This is a genomic window from Dyadobacter pollutisoli (genome assembly GCF_026625565.1).
Classification (GTDB): Bacteria; Bacteroidota; Bacteroidia; order Cytophagales; family Spirosomataceae; genus Dyadobacter; species Dyadobacter pollutisoli.
In genome coordinates, this window is sequence record NZ_CP112998.1 from 3,503,913 (window position 1) to 3,524,332 (window position 20,420).

Consider the following 20,420-nt stretch of genomic DNA (forward strand, 5'->3'; position numbering starts at 1 on the left):
ATGCGAACTGTCGATGTTGTAGTGATTGGCGCCGGACCAGCCGGTACCGTTGCCGCTTCTTATTTGAAAAAACAAGGGTATGATGTGACCATTCTGGAAAAAGAGAAATTTCCGCGCTTCCAGATCGGTGAGAGTTTGCTTCCGTGCTGCATGGAGCACCTGGATGAGTCAGGCCTGCTGGAAGCTGTCAAAACCAAAAACTTTCAGAAAAAAACAGGCGCAGCATTTATGCGCGGCGAAAAAAGATGCGAGTTCTTCTTTTCCGAGCAATTTACAAAGGGCTGGACCTGGACGTGGCAGGTAAAACGTGCCGACTTTGACAGCACGCTGGCAGAGGCGACACGGGCGAAAGGCGTGGATGTGAATTTTGAATGTGAAGTCTTGAAAGTAACCTGCACGCCGGACATTCAGATGCTGGAATACAAAGATGTCGACGGGAACATTCATCAGATATCCTGCAAATTCGTCATTGATTCCAGCGGGTACGGCCGGGTGCTGCCACGGTTATTTGACCTGAGCAAGCCGTCGGCATTCTCGCCAAGAGGCGCGATATTCTCCCATTTAGAAGATAAAAACCGCACTGAGAAAGCCAGCAACAACATTTTCGTCCATTCTTTTGACGATAACCGTTCGTGGATCTGGGCCATTCCATTCTCCGACGGTTCCACGTCTGTTGGCATTGTGGGAGACAAGGAAAAGATCCTGGAACTGGCCGAAAACGACGGCGAAAGATATAAAGCTTTCATCCGCGAGTTTGAAGACCTCAAAGGAAGATTTAAGGATTCTGCATTGAAATTTGAACCCCGTCACATTCTGGGTTACTCCATTGGCGTCAAAAAAATGTATGGAGATGGATTCGTTCTTTCGGGAAACAGTACTGAATTTCTTGACCCGATCTTCTCTTCGGGCGTTACATTCGCCACAGCTTCCGGTTTGTTATCCGCCAAAATGACCCACAGACATTTACGGGGAGAAGCGGTAGACTGGAAAACGGAATACGAAGATGTGATACAGAAAGGAATCGACGTTTTCAGAAGCTATGTTTCTGGCTGGTACAGTGGTGATTTTCAAACCATTGTATTTGCGAAAGAAATTGATAACGACTTCAAAAATCAGATTTGTTCGGTACTTGCCGGTTACGTTTGGGACCAGTCAAACCCATTTGTAAAAAAGCATGACACCATACTTCCTACGCTTGCGAAAGTGATCAAAATGAAGGAAAAGAATCTGGAAGGCAAACAATAGCCCGCATTACCGGCGGAGCAGGATAAAACCGTGCTGCTCCGCTTTATAATGATTGTAGATGAGCACGTTTTCAGTTTTGCGAAAATCGCGTTGATCATACACGCATTGTTCTGGCACCTTTTTACCTGAAAACAACTGTACCGCAAACCACACCGCGAAGGCCGATGCTGTTGGATAATCGCCCACGAGGTTCTTATAAGCGAATGTATTGCAAGTTGGAAAGCATTCCTTTTGCAGATTGGTATACCAGTGGTCCGTCCGGTTATCACCGCTTATTCCTAAGATCAGGGTATCAATTTCGGACACATTAAGTCCGTTACGGTTCAGGAAATAGCGAATTCTATCTTCCAGACCACTTTCCTGCAAATAACTCGTCTGGTACACATCCGTAATCTGTGCCTTTGCATTTGGCCTATTTGCAGGTTCCAGTATGAACATTGTCGAACCTTCCCCATTCACCGAACCGGGCGAATCCATTTGAAACAATGTCTCCGAGGATATTTCGCCGGTTTTAAAGGCTCCACCCAGAAAATCGATATTGTGATTATAATCCGAGATTTCCTCCACACTTCCTACCAGCAATGTATTGGCCTTTTTTTCTTCAAAAAGCAGGATTGCATCCAGCAACGCACTTTCGAAAGCGAGACCTTTGTGAACATGGGTAGTATTGTAGCCCGTCGTTTTGCTCATTAATGCAAGGTTGCCGGCAACTGCATTGGGCGTACTCTGCACGAAATTGGTAGGTGTTAATGTGCCTTCATTATAGTCTACGATCTGGTTTAGGAATTTGAGACAATCTTCGAGGCCACCATTGGCAGTCCCCAGAATGATCCCGTCTACTTCGGATTTTCTAATCAAAGGCAGACCCGCTCCCACACCCATACGTACAGCCTTACCCATGCGCCGTAGCAGACCAGCGGGAATAAGTTGCCCGTAATCAGGCTCGATAGCGACATACCTGTCACCCAGATGCACCTTTACATTGCCCTCAAAAAAAGCACTATCGAAAGTTCTTTGAGGAGAAATGCAGGCTGAGTCAGTAATATACATTCGTAAATTTAACGTGAGTGATTGAACTGCGCTTACTCAGCGTCGGAAATGAATTTGCCAATTTCTCTGGCATAGTTATCCGCCTGCCGTTCTCTTTCCTCCGGATTCCAGCCCAATTCGCGCGCCATTAATGTGGTAACAACCGGTAAAGAATTCAAAGTTTCATCCCAATCCGTAATTTCAAACCGGATCCTTCTCGCCAGAAAGTCACGGGGTGTAACCGCCATTTCATCCCTAACCGCATACACTACTTCGGCTTTGATGTAAGGATAATGCTCGCTCAGTTTTTCTTTGAGTAGCGGCTCATCTACAGTCAGTTTGCAGATACGTTCCGCTCTTGACCCGTATTTTTTAACAAGGTGAACTGCTACTTCTTGTGTCAGATCGTATTTTTGGGCTAACTCTTTCCAGGAATCGAGTTTATAATTTTCGCCTCCCGCTAGAATGTGATCAGCAGTAATGCAGACATTGCTTTTCGCAAATATTTCGTCGGCCTGGTCAATGGTATCCTTCGCCATCAAACGGTAAGTTGTCCATTTACCGCCTAACAAACTCACCAGTCCTGACGTTTCATCCAGTTCGATCTCATGATCGCGCGTCAGACTTTTGGTTGATTTGGACGGATCTGCGGAAAGTAATGGCCGCAAACCACCAAAGCCGGACCTCAATTGCGAAATATCGATTTGAGTGGCCAGGTAAGGGTTGAGCGTGTCAGCCAGGTATTGTTTTTCTTTTTGATTTAATGTCGGTTCTGACTGAATATCATCACATTCGGTATCCGTAGTACCGATCATGGTCGCCCCCTCAAACGGAATCGCAAATACGACACGACCGTCCGAGGTTTTCGGGATCAGCATGGCGTACTCGCTGTTCAATGTTTCTTTCGGGAGCATGACATGGACTCCCTTGCTGGGCCGAAGCCGCTCAGGTAGCCCGGAATTGGCCATTAACCGTACCTTATCCGAGAATGGACCGGTACAATTGATCACCAGTTTCGCATGGATCGTAAATGCATTTCCCGTCTGCGTATCCGATACATTTACACCAAGTATTTTTCCCGCTACGTCTTTTTGAAAGCCCGAAACGTCCACATAATTCGCTACCACAGCCCCCGCTTCCGAAGCAGACTGCACCAATGCCAGGCAATAGCGTGCATCGTCGAGCTGGCCGTCGTAGTACAACACGCCACTATGTAATTTTTTAGAGTCCAATGTTGGTATCTTGGCCATTACCTCGCTCTTATTCAGCCATTTGCTCTTGGGTAATGTGTCATTGGTCGCAAATGTGTCATACAGCTGCAGGCCGATTTTGAAATACAAACCTTCCAACCAGGAGTTGACAGGCGTCATCAAAGCAAGTGGGCGAGCCAGGTGGGGGGCGTTTTTTAAAACGATATGCCGCTCTTCCAAGCCATGACGGACCTGCTTCAATTGTGCAAAATCAAGTTTTTTGAAAGCCTGTTCCAGATACCTTACACCGCCGTGAATCAGCTTGGTAGAGCGAGAAGATGTTTCCGATGCGAAGTCCTTTTTGTCGATAATAGCCACCTTATAGCCACGCAATACGGCATCCAGTGCACAACCGGCGCCACTCGCGCCCGCTCCTATTATGCAGATATCAAACGATTCACTTTTTAATTTATCAAGAGATGCGGTGCGGTTCATTACTAGCAATTACTGGATCGGTGTGAAGATTACCTGATGCAAAAGTACGAAGTCGGAACATAAAACCTTTCCCTGATCAAGTCAAATCGAAAAGTAATTCTGCAATGCTAAGATTGGTATAATAATTGCAACCTATGCTTTTACAAACCAGGGCATCACCTGCTTTGACATTACTTCATTTCATTATTTTAACCAAAACTCAAAAAACATGGGCTTACTATCGTTTTTAAAAGGCGTGGGGGAAAAAGTGTTCCACAAAGAAGATCCTGCCACACCAGCTCCCGAAAAAGAGCCGCTCCGGGCCAGTGCATTGCTGGCGCACGTTAAGTCGTTGGGGCTTGCTTACAACAACTTAACCGTAAAAACATCAGGAGACACCGTTACCATTGAAGGCGAAGTAGCTAAACAGGAAGATGCTGAAAAGATTGCCCTGGCCGTAGGCAATGTGGAAGGCGTACAGGTAGTAGATAACCGATTGAAAGTAGCGACCCCGGCGCCGGAAGCGACCTACCATACTGTGGAAAAAGGCGACACCCTTTCAAAGATCGCCAAGACCGTTTATGGTGATATGATGAAATATCCGATCATTTTCGAAGCTAACAAGCCCATGCTGACCGATCCCGACAAGATATATCCGGGGCAGGTGTTGAGGATTCCAGCACTTTAATGACTTCGGCTATCGGCTATCGGCTATCGACAGTCGACTGTCGACTGTCAAAAAAGCCGATTGCTGACAGCCGACAGCCGAAGTTTTGAAAATAGCATAAAAAAAGGCAGCCCGAAAGGCTGCCTTTTTTTATGCTATTTTCAAAGACAATTAATCTTCTGCCGCAATAACGTTCAGAGCGATTTTGTGTTTCACTTCTTTGTGTAGATCGATCAGTGCTGAATAAGTACCAACTGACTTCACATCGTCCAAAGTAATTTTCTTGCGATCGATATTGAAACCTTTTGCTTTCAGGATATCAGATACCTGTGTGTTGGTAACACGTCCGAAGATACGGCCGCTTTCTCCTACCACAGTTTTGATGTCAATTGTAAGATCGCCGATTGCTGCTGCAATTTCTTCTGCGTCTTTCTTCAGCTTTTCAGCTTTGTGCGAAGCCTGACGCACATTTTCAGCAACGATCTTGCGGTTAGAGGTGTTAGCCAATAATGCAAAACCCTGAGGGATAAGGTAATTACGACCGTAACCTGCTTTCACAGTAACGATGTCGTTTTTATAACCTACACCTGCTATATCAGTTATTAGTATGATTTCCATTGTTTGTAGCTCTTTCTATATTATTTCAATTGATCAGCAACAAAAGGCAATAAAGCCAAGTGACGCGCTCTTTTAATTGCCTGAGAAACTTTACGCTGATATTTCAAGCTTGTTCCTGTAAGGCGGCGTGGCAAGATCTTTCCTTGCTCGTTTACAAGTTTCAACAAAAAGTCGGGGTTCTTGTAATCGATATACTTAATGCCTGATTTCTTAAAACGGCAATATTTTTTACGGTTATTGTTTTTCTCAACCGGTTCGTTTACGAGTGACATAGCTTATGCGTTTTCGGTTTTAGATTCAGTTGCTTCTTCTTTCTTTCTTCCTACCAACCCTTTACGTTTCTTCTCGTTGTAAGCGATTGAATGCTTGTCAAGGACGATAGTCATAAAGCGCAAAACGCGCTCGTCACGACGGAATTCTGTTTCCAAAACGTCAACTACGTTTCCTTCGGTTGTAGTATATTCTACTACGTGATAGAAACCTGAGTTTTTCTTTTGGATGGGGTAGGCCAGCTTGCGCAATCCCCAATTTTCTTCATGTACAATCGTAGCACCATTTGAGGTGATGATTGCAGTGAATTTTTCAACGGCGTCCTTTGCCTGGGCCTCAGACAAAATGGGAGTTAGAATGAACACCGTTTCATATTGCTTAGACATACGGTAATTGATTAATTATTATAAATGTAAAAACCCTCACAATGGCTAAACACCAAAATGAGGGTGCAAAAATAGGGCTTGAAATTTAAAATTCCAAGCCCTGATATGACTTAACTTCAACTTATACTGTCAAATAGCTTACTTTACAGTGAAATCACCCTGTCCGATCTTGAATCCTTCGCTGTAAACTTCGATGGTATACTTGCCATCCTTCAAAGGAATCCCACCGCGGCCATAGAAAATATCCACCGACTGACCTGTATTATTGAACGTAACAGACTGTTTGGAACTGTAAATGAGCTCTTTGCCATTCATCATAAATGACCCTGAGCCGGTTGCCATATCAGAAAGTACTGCTCCATCAGGATCAAGGATACGCAGAAAAATCTCTTTTTCATTTTGTTTTGCGACCGCATTTTCTCCGAGTTTAAAATTAACCCTCAGCTTATCAATGCGTTTTGCCTTGTATTTTCCGCCTTCACGTTCTTTTCCTTTCGCAGATACAGCATTCACAGTGAGGTTTTCTGCCCGAAGCGCGGATGCAATGTTCACTTTTTCACTCAACTCTTTATTTTGGACTGAATAATTGACTACCGAATCAGCCAATTGCTGTTTTTCTGATTCGAGGCCAGTCACTTTCTGGTTCAGTTCTTCGTTTTTGGACGTTGCAATACCCAGCTCTTCTCTCAGCTTGGCAATCTCTCCGTCTTTTTCCGCCAATACTGACTCGTAGGATTTGATCTTTTTGTTGTAATTGGCTGCGGAATAAGTGCTGGCATTTTTAAGCTCTTTCTTATCCTTCTCCAACTGTGCCTTCAATGCGATCAGCGAGTCGACGCTTCCGCCCAATTTCTGGATTTCCGCAATTTTCACATCCAGCTCCTCAGAAATAGAATCCAGTTTCGTCTTGATAGAGAGGACTTCTTCTGTTTTAGCTGTAATAATTTCATCCTTGGCCAGGTTTTCCTGCTTCTCGTGGTATATAAAGTAAACAAGTACCAAATTAAGCAGTAGCAATACGGCCAAAGCGGCCCATAAAAGTGTTTTTCTGTCCTGCTTTTGTTCCTGGTTATAGTCCATACAGAAGGTTAAATTTTTAATTTAGTTGGTAAAAGAACTATGTTTTTTTCAATTTTGAAATACGTTAACACTGATTTATAGCCTCCGTTCGATAAATTTTTGTTTTAAATCATTTATTATCAAAAAATTACTCCTCTCCAATGTCTTCTATTGCTGCGAATATTGATGAAATACAAAAAGGACTTAGACAGGAAACCAGGCTGATCGCAGTAACCAAGACGAAGCCCGTGGAGGCTTTACAGGAAGCCTATGATGCTGGTAACAAGCGTTTTGGCGAAAATAAGGTTCAGGAAATGGCTTCCAAATATGAAGTACTTCCCAAAGATATCGAGTGGCATATGATCGGTCATTTGCAAACGAACAAGGTAAAATATATGGCTTCCTTCGTTTCACTGATCCATTCAGTAGATAGTTTCAAATTATTGAAGGAGATCAACAAGGAAGCGAGAAAAAACGACAGGATCATTGATTGTCTCCTTCAAATCTTCATTGCAAGGGAAGAAACCAAATTCGGACTTTCAGAGGAAGAGGCCATTGAAATTTTCACATCCGAAGAGTTACGAGCTCTGACGAACATCCGAATCACAGGTTTAATGGGAATGGCTTCCAATACCGAAGATGAATCCATTGTCAGAGCTGAATTTCGCAGCCTGAAAAGCCTGTTTGATTCGTTCAAAAAATATGAAAATGACCAAATTAAGATGCAGGAACTCTCCATGGGCATGAGCGGCGACTATACCATCGCGATGGAAGAAGGCAGCACTTTGGTACGTGTCGGCAGTGCGATTTTCGGATCCAGATAAATAGCACTAAACCTTCCGTTCGCTGGTACCTAATGCGGCTTCCACTTTTTCTTTTACAAAATCAAAAGAAAGCTCAGCACAGGGCGAACCTTTGCGACGTACGAAAACCGCATTCTCCTGCCGCCCATAACCGCCCGAATAGGGATTATAATCCGGAAAGTTGTTGAGCGAACCCATTAAAATAATACCATAAGTACCCGTCGCATTGCCCAGGTGTGACGGACCACTATCCAGACCGATAAAATAATTGGCACGACGGATCACTTCCGCAGTTTCCAGAATAGACAACTGGCCGCACAGATTTCGATAGGATTTAGTCTTGACATTCAAGTTACTAGCCGACCCCACTTCCACAATCTGATAATTATATTTTTCAGAAAGCCATGTTATTAATTGCTCCCAGCGATCGGCAGGCCAGTCTTTTGGGGCGTAATTGGAGCGACAATGAAGTACAATAAAACGTTGCGGAAGATCCAATGAATCAACCTTTTGCCGGTGGCTATCCTGCAAGTAAACCTGCGGCTGATCGTCCCCCGGGAATGTTGCTCTTTCGGCAATTAGCCCCGCTGTTTTTGCAAAAACTTCCAGCAGGTTTCCAAAATTGAAATAGGTAAAAATATCAATCTGACGTTGCTGAGCAACTGGATTTTCAATAAAGACCTGACACTTGTCACAATGGTTGTTGTTCCTGAACTGTAACTGGAAAACTTCGTCGAAAACATTCCCCTGCAAAAGTACTTCCCGCTGCGTAACACAAAACTCCTGAAACACCTCATTAACAGCTGGATTGAAATCGACCAGCTCATGAAAAACAGGCTTCACAAACCAGACGATGTAAGCATCGGGATGGCGTGACCGGACGTGCCTTGAAATAGGTTCCGCCGCAATAATATCGCCAAAATGTTCTGTACGAATGATCGCGATCAGCTTTTGTTCCTTTTTCAGGCTACGCTTCACAGCCGCAAAATGTAGCCGGGCCTGATAGCCAAGGAGACGCGCTTTAAAAATGTGTGAATATTTATGGTAGCGGTGAGTCCACAGTTGAATAAAGCGTTCTAACGTCATTTGATAAGTCTTTTCCAAGATGTGCGGCGAGTGTCGTTCCGCTCGAATTTTAGGTGCGCAAGATAATAAAATTGGCTTAAAGAGTTGGTTGACCTTGATCCGCGGCCTAACTTTACCAGCCTGATAAACCCTCTATTTATTAAACGGGCAAGTCAGTACCGAATATTTCTTCTAATCATTTTATTGATCCTATTATATGAAATTCATGATTCAGGCCGGCGGGATTTTAGGCGCATTGGCTGTGGCCCTCGGTGCTTTTGGAGCCCATGCATTAAAAGGTATGCTCGAAGCTTCGGGCAGATCGGACACATTTGAAACGGCTGTGAAATACCAATTCTATCATGCGCTGGCAATGGTACTCGTGGGATTGCTCATGCAGCGTGCCGGCCAGGATGCGGTGAGGTTACTAGGCTGGTCGGGAAATGCCTTTGCGATTGGCGTGATCATTTTTTCAGGCTCTCTCTATGCGATCTGCTTCACAGACATCACCAAATTTGGCGCTACTGCTCCAATCGGCGGACTAGCGCTGATAGCTGGCTGGGTGTTGCTGATTTTGGCGGCGGGGAAGATTTAATGAGTGAATGAGTGAATGAGTGAATGAGTGAATTTTTAATGAGTAAATTATAAACTATTCGGTCATTCACTCATCGCACCGGCGACCCGGTCACAATTAACCATTCACGCATTCAAAATTCCCTAACCCCTCGAAAGCGTAAAAGGACGTTGTGCGTCGATTTTCAGGAATACGAAAAGTAGGATAGAAAACGACCACAGCGACGATCCTCCGTAACTGAAAAACGGTAATGGAATCCCAATCACCGGCATCAGCCCGATGGTCATACCGATATTGACCAGGAAGTGGAAGAAAATGATCCCCGCCACACAATAACCGTAAACCCGCGCAAAACGACTTCGCTGCCTTTCCGCAAGCACTACCAATCTTGAAATAAGGCAAATAAAAAGGAACACCACTACCGCAGTACCTACGAAACCGTGCTCCTCGCCTACTGTACAGAAAATAAAGTCAGTACTTTGCTCGGGAACAAAGTCAAATTTCGTTTGGGTACCCTGTAAAAAGCCCTTTCCCGTAAATCCTCCCGAGCCAATGGCGATCTTGGACTGAATTACATTCCAGCCTATCCCCCTCGGATCTGAATCAGGATCGAGCAGTACCATGATACGGCCTCTCTGGTGCTTTTGGAGCACATTATTCATAAAAAAGTCCACCCCAAAAACGATCCCAATCATCACGAACGCGACCAGGATTGTAGCCCAAAGCCCTCCGCGTCGCCGGGTCATGACGGGCATCAGCCAGATCACCAATCCCGCAATCACGATGATAGCCCCAGCAATGTACCATTTGAAGAAAAGCAATGTAATAATCAGCAAAGCTGCGCCTACCATACCGATGGCCGGAATAAAACCAGGCATTCCTTCACGGTATAAAACAATCGCAAATGATGCAAAAACCAGCATAGAACCGGTTTCATTTGACAAAAGGATCAGGAATGCAGGCAATGCAATGATGCCCAGTATCGGATAGTAATCTTTCAGTTTCCGGGTCAGGCTGATCGCCGGGTCACTTAAATATTTGGAGATTGCCAGGCTGATCGCAAGCTTGGAAAACTCGGCCGGTTGCAGTGAAAACGCACCAAACTTAATCCAGGAGCGGGATCCATTAATATTAGAACCGGCAAACAAGACAACCACCAACAGGAATATGATAACAGCATAAATGATGAAAGAGAATGTCTCGTAAAACTTGTAGTCGATCACCAGAATGCAAATGATCAGTAAAGCCGCCGTTCCGATCCACATTAGCTGCTTTCCGGCATTGTTAGACAGGTCGAACATACTCGTCTGCACTTCCGGATTATACACCGCCGCGTAAATATTAATCCACCCTATCCCGAGGCAGGCGATGTAAATGAGTACGACGACCCAGTCTACATTTTTGGTAATGGGCTTATTTTCCGGCATTATAATGTTGATTGAAGATTTTAAAATTCGCCAATGTTATCGATTGATAGCAACGGGTTTGTTAGCTGCTGTTGGTTTTACAGGTGTCACCGGCTTCTTCTTGGTAGTATCCACCGGAACGGGTTTCTTCTGGCCAGGCAAAATAACTTTACTCATAAAGTCCGCCTTGAGCATTCTCTCTTCCAATGCCTTGTTAGTAATTTTTCTGGTCAGATATTTTTCAATGACAAGGTTGGCAATCGGAGCGGCGGCCGAACCTCCCGCACCCGCATACTCGACAAAAACAGCTATCGCAATCTTGGGATCGTCCACAGGCGCGAACGCGATAAAGATAGAACTGTCGTCCCCGCGCTTATTTTGTGAAGTCCCGGTTTTTCCAGCAATGGTGATACCCTCTACTTTTGACCTTCTAGCCGTTCCGCCTTCTACTGCACCGATCATTCCTTCGATAACCGGCTCAAAATTATGCGCCTCGACGCCGGTTTCATGCCTGATGAGGTATTCAGGGTTTACCGTTTTCTTATCACCTATGCCATGAATGACGTGAGGTGTATAGAAATACCCTCGGTTTGCGATAATAGCGGCAACATTGGCCATTTTCAAGGGTGTGATCAGCAACTCTCCCTCCCCAATGCTCAATGAATAGATATTTGAAAATTTCCACCGGTACTCGCCGTAAAAACGGTCATAGTACTTTTTGTTAGGCAAATTCCCTTTATACTCGCTCGGCAAATCGATCCCAAGACGTTGTCCGATCCCGAATTTACTGATCGCATCATGCCAGTGATCCAGTCCGACGGCCGACGCGCGGAAAGTATTTTTGATATTATTTTTATAAATCAATCTCCTGAAAACATTGTAGAAATAAGGATTGCACGAATGCATCACACCCAAAGCAACCGTTCCCGTCGCGGGGTGATTATGGCAATGCATAGGACAATTGGCATGCGTGAAGCCGCTGCCCGGCGTAATAACACCTTCCTGTAACCCGATCAGCGCCTGAATCAGCTTGAATGTAGATCCCGGTCGGTAACTCGCCATGACCGGCCTGTTAAACAACGGTTTGTAGGGGTTACGGACAAGCGCGGCGAAATTTTTGGAAAAATACCTGCTGGCCAGAATGTTAGGATCGTAGGTCGGAGCAGAAACCATACTGATTATTTTACCGGTTTTCGGTTCAATAGCCACAACGCTACCTACTTTGTTAACCATCAAACTATCAGCATATTGCTGAACTTCCAGATCGATACCCGAGTACAGGTTCTCACCCGCCACCGCCATGGTATCGAGCTCGCCACCTTTCCAGGGGCCTTTGTAAACACCGCTCACATTCTGCATCACAAACTTGGTACCCCGCTTCCCTCGCAGCTCGTTCTCATAAATCTTCTCGATACCACTTTGGCCAATGTAGTCACTCTGGCGGTAATATGGCTCTTCCTGCTTTTCAAGCTGCGATTTGGTGATCTCACTCACATAGCCCAATGTATTCGCCAATGTCGGCGCCGTGTAGGTTCTCAATGAGCTTTTCGCAAATTCAAACCCTGCATAGTCCACCATGATATCCTGAATGGAAGCAAAATCCTCCTTCGATAATTGCCGGAGAAAAAGCGACGGTTTAAACCGGCTATATGCGCTGGCCGCGGCCATGAGACTATCAAAATCATGCTTTTCAATGCCCAAAACCTGGCAAAAACGCAGCGTATCCTCTACTCTCGCCTTGTGGGGCGTAACGAGTAAATCATAAACGGGTGTATTGTATACGATGAGCTTTCCGGTACGGTCATATATCTGCCCGCGGAACGGGATTTCGATTACCCGCTTAATAGAATTGCTGGACGACTCGATTGAATAGCTTTCGTCCAGAACCTGTAAGTAGAAAAGTCGCAATAAGTATATTAGACCTACTAAAGCAAAAAAACCAATGATAACGAAGCGACGATTTTCAAGCATTCTGCACTATAAATTCCTGTTCCCAAATTTCACACGAAGTTCGCTATATCAAAAGACTTATCAAAGCCCCGATGCGCATAAAAACTTCATTTTTAAAGGAATATATTCTGCCTATTCACCTTTGGCCACCACCATCACCACATCCTCTTTATCGACCATCACGGCACCCTCGGGCAGGCCTTTGGGTTTTCGCACAAATTTTTTCGGCGTGTAGATCACAGGGCAGAGCGAATCGTTTTTTCTTTTGGAATAAAAGGCCGCCAATTCTGCCGCGCGCTCGATCACAGGTGCCGGAAATTTCTTGCCTGATTGATTTTTGATCACCACATGTGAGCCGGTAACATCCTTCGCGTGTAGCCACAAATCCTCCTTGCTGGCATACTGTTTCGTAAGCAGATCATTGTTTTTAGCATTCCGGCCAATCAGAATGATGTAGCCCATGAATGACACTTTTTTGAATAGATCATCGACAGCAACAACAGTTTTGCTCTGATCAAGACCATTGTTTTTGAGATAAGTCCGAAGCTCCCGCAATGAATCAATGGCGTCGATTTTCTCCAGATGCTGTTGAAGCTGTGCTTTTTCCGCTTCCCTTGCTTCCAGACTATCATTCAGACGACCTATTTCAATTTTTTCGTTCTTGGACTTTCTGTAAAATCCTTCCGCATTCTTCTGGGCCGAAAGATCCTTTTTCAATTTCACCATAATAGGCTGCTCCCGGTAAAAATCATAAAGCTCTATCCGCTCCGTCCGCTCAGGAATCTGGTGCAGGTTGGCCATAATGATGTTTCCTATCTCATCATTCTTCACCGCCTCTTCCAGTTCGACGAGTTTTTTGAATGTATTTTCCAGATAATTCTCGGTTTGCTGGATCCGTTTTTTCAATATTCGCAGTATTTCAGCCTTTTCTTTTTCAATGCCGCTCAGCCTGATATAGGCAAGGTAAAAAGCATTGAGAGCTTCGACAGGATCGGTATAGGTTCCAATGATCTCGCCGATCTCAAAAAGCGCTAGAACCGGTACCAATTCTACTTTGGCAACATAAAACTTTCCTGCATTCAGTTCACTCAGCAGCTTCTGAATTACGTTCCAACGTTCCTCAGCCGTATCAATCCCCTTTAATAAAACTGCCAGATGCTGATTAACAAGCTTTCCAAATGTCGGAAACAATGCTTCATGCCGCAGGTCATTTTGAATGTAAGCTTCAAAAGACTGATCAATGGAACGGTTCAGTGAGGGAAGGGTAATGGTTTTGTCGGCAGGAAGTTTGTTATTAAAAATCTGGGTTACCCCGCCATTACTGTCGAATGCGATTAGATTGGCACGGTTACCAAACAGCTTGAAAACCAGTTTTTGCTGATCCGAAAAACTGATCTGGATCGCCCGTTCATTTTGAAAAACACTGACATACTCAACCTGTTTCTCATGGAATTGAGTGAAAAGATTAACACTGTTCCTTCGGGCACGGTCAAATTTATCAGGGAAGCTCAGGCAGGAAAAATTGGACCTTAATGTGGCCTTAATAAAATAAGGATTCACCAGCTCCTCCTCATCGCCCTGATCCGCAAACACCATAATCAGCTCGTCTTTCTCCTGACTGAAGGCTTCGATAAATTGTTTGCCGGCCAGTTCGTCATGAAGCTTCGGAGCAAGTTGTTTTAAAAAATAGTAATTCTGGTGCACGGTAATTCTGAAACATTTCGGGCAAAATTAGGCAGTTTTCGCCGGGTAACCAGTCAGCAGGAAGAGTTTGGACATTTCTTTGTTCAAATCGTCAAGGAAACCATTGTCGGCGAGCCACTTTTCACTGTAATAAGTATCCTGGTACCGTTCACCCGAATCGCAGATGAGCGTTACAATGGAGCCTTTTTCGCCGTTATCCCTCATTTGTAAAGCCAGTTGCAGTACACCCCAGAAATTGGTCCCTGTGGAAGCGCCTACCTTTCGGTTAATGAGTGCCGAAAGCATTTTCATGCCTGCAAAACTCCCCGCATCCGGTACCTGGATCATATGGTCCACCACCGTTCTGACAAAGGAAGGCTCCACCCGCGGACGCCCGATACCTTCTATTTTGGAGCCATGCTCGCTGCAAATGGCGGCATCATTATTTTTCCAATAGTCAAAAAACACAGAGTTTTCTGGGTCTACCACGCATACGCGGCTTGCATATCGTTCGTACCGCACGTACCTGCCCAATGTCGCGGAGGTACCGCCCGTGCCCGCGCCGGTTACGATCCAGGTGGGTACCGGATAGGCTTCAAACTGCATTTGCCTGAAAATAGATTCTGCGATATTGTTATTACCACGCCAGTCAGTCGCTCGTTCCGCATAAGTAAACTGATCCATAAAATGGCCGTCGTTTTCATGGGCGATCTGCCTTGAAACTTCGTAAACCTGGGCCGGATGATCGACAAAATGACATTGCCCTCCATAAAATTCAATGGCCTGGATCTTGTCTTGACTGGTGGATTTAGGCATCACAGCAATAAAAGGAAGACCCAATAATCTTGCAAAATACGCTTCTGAAACAGCCGTAGAGCCACTGGAAGCCTCCACAATGGTAGTACCCTCGTGAACCCAGCCATTGCAAAGGGCATATAAAAACAACGACCTCGCCAGGCGGTGTTTCAAGCTCCCGGAGGGATGTGTGGACTCGTCTTTGAAATAAAAATCAATGTCCGGAAAAGCTGGCAAAATCAGCGGAATCAAATGCGTATCCGCCGATCGCTGATAATCCGCCTCAATTTTCGTTATCGCCCTGGTACACCAGTTATTGGAAGTGTTTGTTAATTGCACGATGAAGGTTTTTCAAAGCAATGTAGGTAGCTAACCAGATAAATACAAAAAAGAGAAGCCTCCCCGAACAGGAAAGCTTCTTCAATATTACTACTACACTTAAAACATGTTAATGTACAGCCGAGGCATCGACTTTGGTTTTGCCGCTGCGGGTCCAGAGAACGAATGGAACACATATCAGGAACATCACGCCCAGGTACAGGAACACATCCATATACGACATCACCTGCGCCTGCTTGGAGACTGTAAAGTCAAGCATTTTATAGCCGCTTTTCAAAGCGATGTCGGAAGTCATTCCTTTTCCCATAAAAGTACGCTGCAAGCCCTCAACCCGTTGTTGCACAGCAGGATTGTTAATATCCAGCTTACTAACCAGATCATTGCGGTGAAACATATTCTGCCGCGCGATGAAGGTGGTGATCACCGCTACCCCAAACGATCCGCCCAACTGGCGCATCATCCCGGTGAATGCAGCTCCCTCGCCGATTTCACGGCCTTTCAATGTCGATAAGGCGAGTGTGGTGATGGGTACAAACAATAATCCAAGACCAATTCCCCTCACGATCAACATATTAAAAAACGCGTCGCTGCCAGTATCCGGTGACAGGATCAGGTATCCCCAATAACTGTATCCGAAAAAGAATATCATTCCCAGCGCGACGAGGTACTGTTGTTTCACGCCCCGTTGCAGCAGCTGACCCACGACCGGCATCATCATCGCCGTCACAATCGCCGCAGGTACCATCAGCATCCCCGATTGCGTAGCCGTCCAGCCTAATGTGGCCTGGGTATACAATGGAATGATGAATGTGGAACCGTATAATCCGAAACCTAATATGAATGAGAGGATGGTACCAACCCGAAGGTTTCCATTGGACAGTACCCTGAGATTCACGATCGGATTTTTGTAAGTAAGCTCCCGCCAGATAAAGAAGAAGAAGCCAAATACTGCCGTAACTGTCAGCAAAACAATGATCTCGTCATTGAACCAATCTTCTTCCTGTCCTTTTTCCAACACATATTGAAGCGAGCCCACAGCCACTGCCAGCAGGACAATTCCCCACCAGTCGATTTCACTGGCTGTCTTTTTCACTGAGAATCTCGGGCTTCTTACAAATTGCAGCGTAAGCATGGCCGCAATGATACCCAAAGGAATATTGATGTAAAAAATGTAAGGCCAGCTGTAATTATCGACAATGTAACCTCCCAGCGGCGGACCCAATGTAGGTCCCACAATTACTCCCAAACCATAAATAGCCTGGGCAATTCCTCTCTTTTCGGGTGGGTAACTCTCTGTGATCAGTGTTTGAGCAGTCACCAGCAAGGCACCTCCGCCAAGTCCCTGGATCAACCGGAAAAATACCAGTTCCCAGATGTTATCTGCATTACCGCAGAGAAATGATGCCACGGTAAAAATGATAATGGAGGCAGCAAAATAATTCCGGCGGCCAAACTGTTGCGAAAGCCAGCTAGTCATAGGCACAATGATCACGTTACCAATGGCATAGGCCGTGATCACCCAGCTAACTTCTGACAACGTACCGCCCAAATTCCCGCGCATGTCGTTGAGCGCTACATTGACGATCGTGGTATCCACGATTTCAAGCAATGCGCACAATACGGCTGTGATCGTGATAATGACCCTGCGCGAGCCGTATTCGACGAGTGATTCCTGTAATTCCATTTAATATTGGTTTAGAATCAAGTTCCGATCCTTAGTTCAATTCTACATCTACGAACACGTTCATTCCGGGACGTAATTCTGAAATTCTTTCATCCTGCGCTTGTGTAAACTCAATTCTTACCGGCAGGCGTTGCACTACTTTTACAAAGTTACCACTCGCATTATCAGGAGGCAGCAGGGCAAAACGTGCTCCGGTAGCAGGTGAAAATGACGCTACTTTTGCTTCAAACTCATGATCCGGGTAAGCATCTACGTGTATGCGAACTTTCTGGCCCAGCTTCATTTTGGTCAATTGTGTTTCCTTGAAATTGGCTACAACCCAGGGCTCTGTCGTTGAAATAATGCTGAAAAGCTGTTGTCCTGCCTGTAAAAACTGTCCCAGTTGTGCATTCACTTTGGAAACGCGGCCATCAGTCGGAGCTGTGATCACAGTGTATGACAAGTTCAGTTCTGCATTATCGATCTCAGCCTGACGTGCTTTAATGTTAGCATTTACTACGCTCGTTTGTACAGAAGTAGCGCGTGTTTGCTTGCCAGCAGCCTTCGCCTGACGTTCCGCTGCATTTTTCTGTGCTACCAGCACCGCCAGCTGACGTTCCGCTTTTTGTTTGGCAGCCGAAGCCTGCTCAAATTCCTGTTGTGTGATCGAATGGTCCTTGATCAGATTTTCATATCTCGCGAAATCCTGGTTCGCTCTCCACACATTCACTTTCGCTTCTTCGATCTGAGCTTCTACAATGGATACATTTGCTTCATAAGTAATTCCGCTCGCCGCAGATGCATTGGTAGTCGCATTGGCAACCACAAGGCTTCCTTCCGAACCAGCATAAGCAGCTTTCGCTTGTTCCAATTTGATGATCTGATCGCGGTTATCGAGTACGATCAGCGTGTCTCCTTTTTTCACGAACTGATTGTCTTTTACTTTAATGGCTGTCACATAGCCTGATATTCTTGGGATTACAGGACTGATATTGGCATCTATCTGTGCGTCATCTGTTTCTTCGTGGTGCAGGCCGTGGTTATACTTTGTAAAACCCCAGCTTCCTCCTACGGCGATCAATACACCAAGAATAATAATGAAGCGGTAATTTTTCTTTTTAGGTGCAGTTTCCTCGGTTGCTGATGTGTTTTGGTTGGTTTCCATATATATAATGACTGAATGATTGAATTAGTGAATGACCGGTCGCCGGTGCGATGAATGTTTGCCGGTGCGATGGTTAGTTGATTACTCCGGCTGTTTGTTCTAGTTTTTTGTAGGCTACTATAGCGTCTGCTTTGGCGGTTTCGTAGTTGATTCTGGACTGAACCTGGGCAACGTCTGCGTCTAGTAGTTCGGTGGTGGTTACCAGGCTGTTATCGTACTTGTTTTTGGTAATCCGGTAATTTTCGTTCGCCTGCTCCACTGCTTTGGCATACACATCAATTTTCCTTTTGCTCAACACATAATTGTAATAAGCAGTATTGACTTCCAGGTGAATACGGTCCAGCAGCACTTCCTCGTTGGTTTTGAGCTGATAAACTTTCGTCCGGGCCTGCGCCATTTTCGCGCCCGACTTCCACAATGCGCCGATATCATATTTAAAACCTATACCAGCGTTCACTGCATTCGGAATCATGGCCACTCCCGGAATATTCAATGCGACATATCCGGCTGTCAGCGCGACGCTTGGATAAAAATCAGCCTTTACTACTTTAATATCCGTGTCAGCAGCTTTCTGGCGGATACCATTGGCAGCGATGTCTTTTCTGTGTGTCAAAGCCGTTTGCTCCCATTCTCCTGCATTGCCCTCTTCTTTCAATGTGATAAAACTGGCAGAATCTGCTAGTAGCGCAGTGTTTTCCGGCATTCCCAGGATCAGGTTCATATTGATCGTCGTCACTTTCAGATCATTCTCGGCCGTCAAAAGCGCCAGTTCAACATTCGATTCCTGTAGTTTTGCTTTCATCAGGTCATTTCTTGCCAGCATTCCGTTTTTTTCACGGTTTGTAAATTCTTCCACACGCTGACGTTCCCGCAGCAGGTTTTCTGAAACAAGGTCAACCGATTTTTTTGCTTTATAAAGATTGCTATAAGCCGCTACGGTGTTCTGAATGATCGCATCCCTGTCGTTTTCGACGTCCAGTTTGGCAGCCTGTTCCAGGTAATGTGCCGATTCCAGGCCGTACTTAAATCTGAAACCTGAGAAAAGGGGCAATGACGCACTTGCCATGCCATACATCGCCTGATGTACCGCCGGCGTACCGCCCGAGCTTCCGGTGCTATCGTTTCCGCTTTGTTTGATTTTAAGGTCAATGTTTGGCGTATTAACCCTTAAATAAGAGCCCGATACACTCAAAGTAGGCAGCTGGTTCTCTTTGATTTGGCGGATATTTAAACCGGCCATATCAACATTCGTCTGGCTTAATTTGAGTTGTTTGCTGTTTTTCAAACTCATTTCAATGGCTTCTTCCAACTTGATTGTGCGTGTGGTTTGGGCATATGAATGAGCCGTGGCCACAATCCAGACGATCGCGGTAGCCACAGAAACCATTCTTTTAGTTTTCGATGTGGTGTTCATTTGTAACTGTCGATTTAAATAAACTTTTAAGGTGTTGGCTCAATCTTTTCCGGAGATACTTCTGGAATTCCTCCTCTTCCATATTTTCCAGATCATTGATTTTTCTGTAAAATTCCTGTGTCGCTATCGCATAATTAATCGTGCCATATAAGGTCGTGGACATCAGGCTCATATCGATGTTTTTGCGAAACACCCCAGCTTCTTGCCCTTCGCGGACAAGTTGCTGCATCAGTTCCAGGTTTCGCAACTTCAAATTCCTGATATGATCCGATATAACCGGCGTTCTTTCGCTCGAAAGTTGCTCCCGCAGCATAATGTTATGGAAGCACTGGTTTCCCATCAATCTGTCAATCGCATTATCAATCAGCATGTTGATCTTCTGGATCGGATTCAGATCCTCGCTCTGGACAAGCGTTTCCAATCTCGAACGCGACTCCGACATCCGGATCTCGAACAATGCTTCAATCAGCTTTTCCTTTGAACCGAAATAATAGGATATCATCGAGACATTCACGTCTGCCTCCTGTGCAATGTCCCTTACCGAAGTCCCTGCAAAACCCTTTTGGGAAAATAACCGCTCCGCGACCTCTATAATCTGCAATTGTTTTGCGCTGTATTCCATTTA

At 45.3% G+C, this 20,420-nt stretch carries 19 protein-coding genes; 4 read left to right on the forward strand and 15 right to left on the reverse strand.

The window, feature by feature from the left end:
• A complete protein-coding gene (locus ON006_RS14255) occupies nt 1–1,245 on the forward strand; it encodes an NAD(P)/FAD-dependent oxidoreductase (protein WP_244820464.1) in 1,245 nt (414 codons plus the stop codon).
• A 6-nt stretch (nt 1,246–1,251) separates the two neighbouring features.
• On the opposite strand, the gene ON006_RS14260 is transcribed toward ON006_RS14255, so the two are convergent.
• The gene (locus ON006_RS14260; protein ID WP_244820465.1) at nt 1,252–2,295 is read right to left on the reverse strand and encodes a beta-ketoacyl synthase chain length factor; all 1,044 of its coding nucleotides are present in this window, start codon (nt 2,293–2,295) and stop codon (nt 1,252–1,254) included.
• 32 nt (nt 2,296–2,327) lie between these two features.
• Nucleotides 2,328–3,959, reverse strand: coding sequence for a glycerol-3-phosphate dehydrogenase/oxidase (locus ON006_RS14265; RefSeq protein WP_244820466.1), 1,632 nt, complete (start codon nt 3,957–3,959; stop codon nt 2,328–2,330).
• A 208-nt stretch (nt 3,960–4,167) separates the two neighbouring features.
• Here ON006_RS14265 and lysM point away from each other — a divergent pair, with 208 nt between their 5' ends.
• Nucleotides 4,168–4,626, forward strand: coding sequence for a peptidoglycan-binding protein LysM (gene lysM, locus ON006_RS14270; protein ID WP_244820467.1), 459 nt, complete (start codon nt 4,168–4,170; stop codon nt 4,624–4,626).
• Between the two features lie 150 nt (nt 4,627–4,776).
• Here lysM and rplI read toward each other — a convergent pair whose 3' ends face one another.
• The 4 genes from rplI to ON006_RS14290 all read right to left on the reverse strand — a co-directional run bounded on the left by rplI (nt 4,777) and on the right by ON006_RS14290 (nt 6,959).
• A complete protein-coding gene (gene rplI / locus ON006_RS14275; protein ID WP_244820468.1) occupies nt 4,777–5,223 on the reverse strand; it encodes a 50S ribosomal protein L9 in 447 nt (148 codons plus the stop codon).
• A 20-nt stretch (nt 5,224–5,243) separates the two neighbouring features.
• Nucleotides 5,244–5,495, reverse strand: a complete 252-nt coding sequence (rpsR, locus tag ON006_RS14280; protein WP_233848921.1) for a 30S ribosomal protein S18 — start codon at nt 5,493–5,495, stop codon at nt 5,244–5,246.
• 3 nt (nt 5,496–5,498) lie between these two features.
• Complete coding sequence (gene rpsF / locus ON006_RS14285) at nt 5,499–5,879, reverse strand: 30S ribosomal protein S6 (protein ID WP_244820469.1); 381 nt, start codon at nt 5,877–5,879, stop codon at nt 5,499–5,501.
• 138 nt (nt 5,880–6,017) lie between these two features.
• Nucleotides 6,018–6,959, reverse strand: coding sequence for a DUF8428 domain-containing protein (locus tag ON006_RS14290; RefSeq protein WP_244820470.1), 942 nt, complete (start codon nt 6,957–6,959; stop codon nt 6,018–6,020).
• A 140-nt stretch (nt 6,960–7,099) separates the two neighbouring features.
• Here ON006_RS14290 and ON006_RS14295 point away from each other — a divergent pair, with 140 nt between their 5' ends.
• Entirely contained in the window at nt 7,100–7,762 is a 663-nt protein-coding gene (locus ON006_RS14295) for a YggS family pyridoxal phosphate-dependent enzyme (protein ID WP_244820471.1), read from the forward strand.
• A gap of 6 nt (nt 7,763–7,768) precedes the next feature.
• On the opposite strand, the gene ON006_RS14300 is transcribed toward ON006_RS14295, so the two are convergent.
• Nucleotides 7,769–8,827 (reverse strand): glycosyltransferase family 9 protein, encoded by a 1,059-nt coding sequence (locus ON006_RS14300; RefSeq protein WP_244820472.1) that lies wholly within the window; start codon nt 8,825–8,827, stop codon nt 7,769–7,771.
• Nucleotides 8,828–9,023: 196 nt separating this feature from the next.
• On the opposite strand from ON006_RS14300, the gene ON006_RS14305 reads away from it, so the two are divergent.
• On the forward strand, nt 9,024–9,401 hold the full coding sequence (locus tag ON006_RS14305) for a DUF423 domain-containing protein (protein WP_244820473.1): 378 nt from the start codon (nt 9,024–9,026) through the stop codon (nt 9,399–9,401).
• A 122-nt stretch (nt 9,402–9,523) separates the two neighbouring features.
• Here the strand turns inward: ON006_RS14305 and rodA are convergent, their stop codons facing one another.
• From rodA to ON006_RS14345, 8 genes are all read right to left on the reverse strand, one after another.
• A complete protein-coding gene (gene rodA / locus ON006_RS14310; protein WP_244820474.1) occupies nt 9,524–10,807 on the reverse strand; it encodes a rod shape-determining protein RodA in 1,284 nt (427 codons plus the stop codon).
• Nucleotides 10,808–10,843: 36 nt separating this feature from the next.
• Nucleotides 10,844–12,757 carry a penicillin-binding protein 2 gene (gene mrdA / locus ON006_RS14315; protein WP_244820475.1) on the reverse strand — a complete coding sequence of 638 codons (1,914 nt, stop codon included), beginning with the start codon at nt 12,755–12,757 and terminating at the stop codon, nt 10,844–10,846.
• Nucleotides 12,758–12,868: 111 nt separating this feature from the next.
• Complete coding sequence (locus ON006_RS14320; RefSeq protein ID WP_244820476.1) at nt 12,869–14,440, reverse strand: NFACT RNA binding domain-containing protein; 1,572 nt, start codon at nt 14,438–14,440, stop codon at nt 12,869–12,871.
• Between the two features lie 27 nt (nt 14,441–14,467).
• On the reverse strand, nt 14,468–15,553 hold the full coding sequence (locus tag ON006_RS14325) for a PLP-dependent cysteine synthase family protein (RefSeq protein ID WP_244820477.1): 1,086 nt from the start codon (nt 15,551–15,553) through the stop codon (nt 14,468–14,470).
• A 109-nt stretch (nt 15,554–15,662) separates the two neighbouring features.
• Nucleotides 15,663–17,237 (reverse strand): DHA2 family efflux MFS transporter permease subunit, encoded by a 1,575-nt coding sequence (locus ON006_RS14330; protein WP_244820478.1) that lies wholly within the window; start codon nt 17,235–17,237, stop codon nt 15,663–15,665.
• A gap of 31 nt (nt 17,238–17,268) precedes the next feature.
• Nucleotides 17,269–18,381 (reverse strand): HlyD family secretion protein, encoded by a 1,113-nt coding sequence (locus ON006_RS14335; RefSeq protein WP_244820479.1) that lies wholly within the window; start codon nt 18,379–18,381, stop codon nt 17,269–17,271.
• A 73-nt stretch (nt 18,382–18,454) separates the two neighbouring features.
• A complete protein-coding gene (locus ON006_RS14340) occupies nt 18,455–19,795 on the reverse strand; it encodes a TolC family protein (RefSeq protein ID WP_244820480.1) in 1,341 nt (446 codons plus the stop codon).
• Nucleotides 19,773–20,417: a TetR/AcrR family transcriptional regulator gene (locus ON006_RS14345; RefSeq protein ID WP_244820481.1), complete on the reverse strand. Its 645-nt coding sequence runs from the start codon at nt 20,415–20,417 to the stop codon at nt 19,773–19,775. The genes ON006_RS14340 and ON006_RS14345 overlap by 23 nt, the downstream gene beginning before the upstream one ends.
• Nucleotides 20,418–20,420 lie beyond the last annotated feature (3 nt).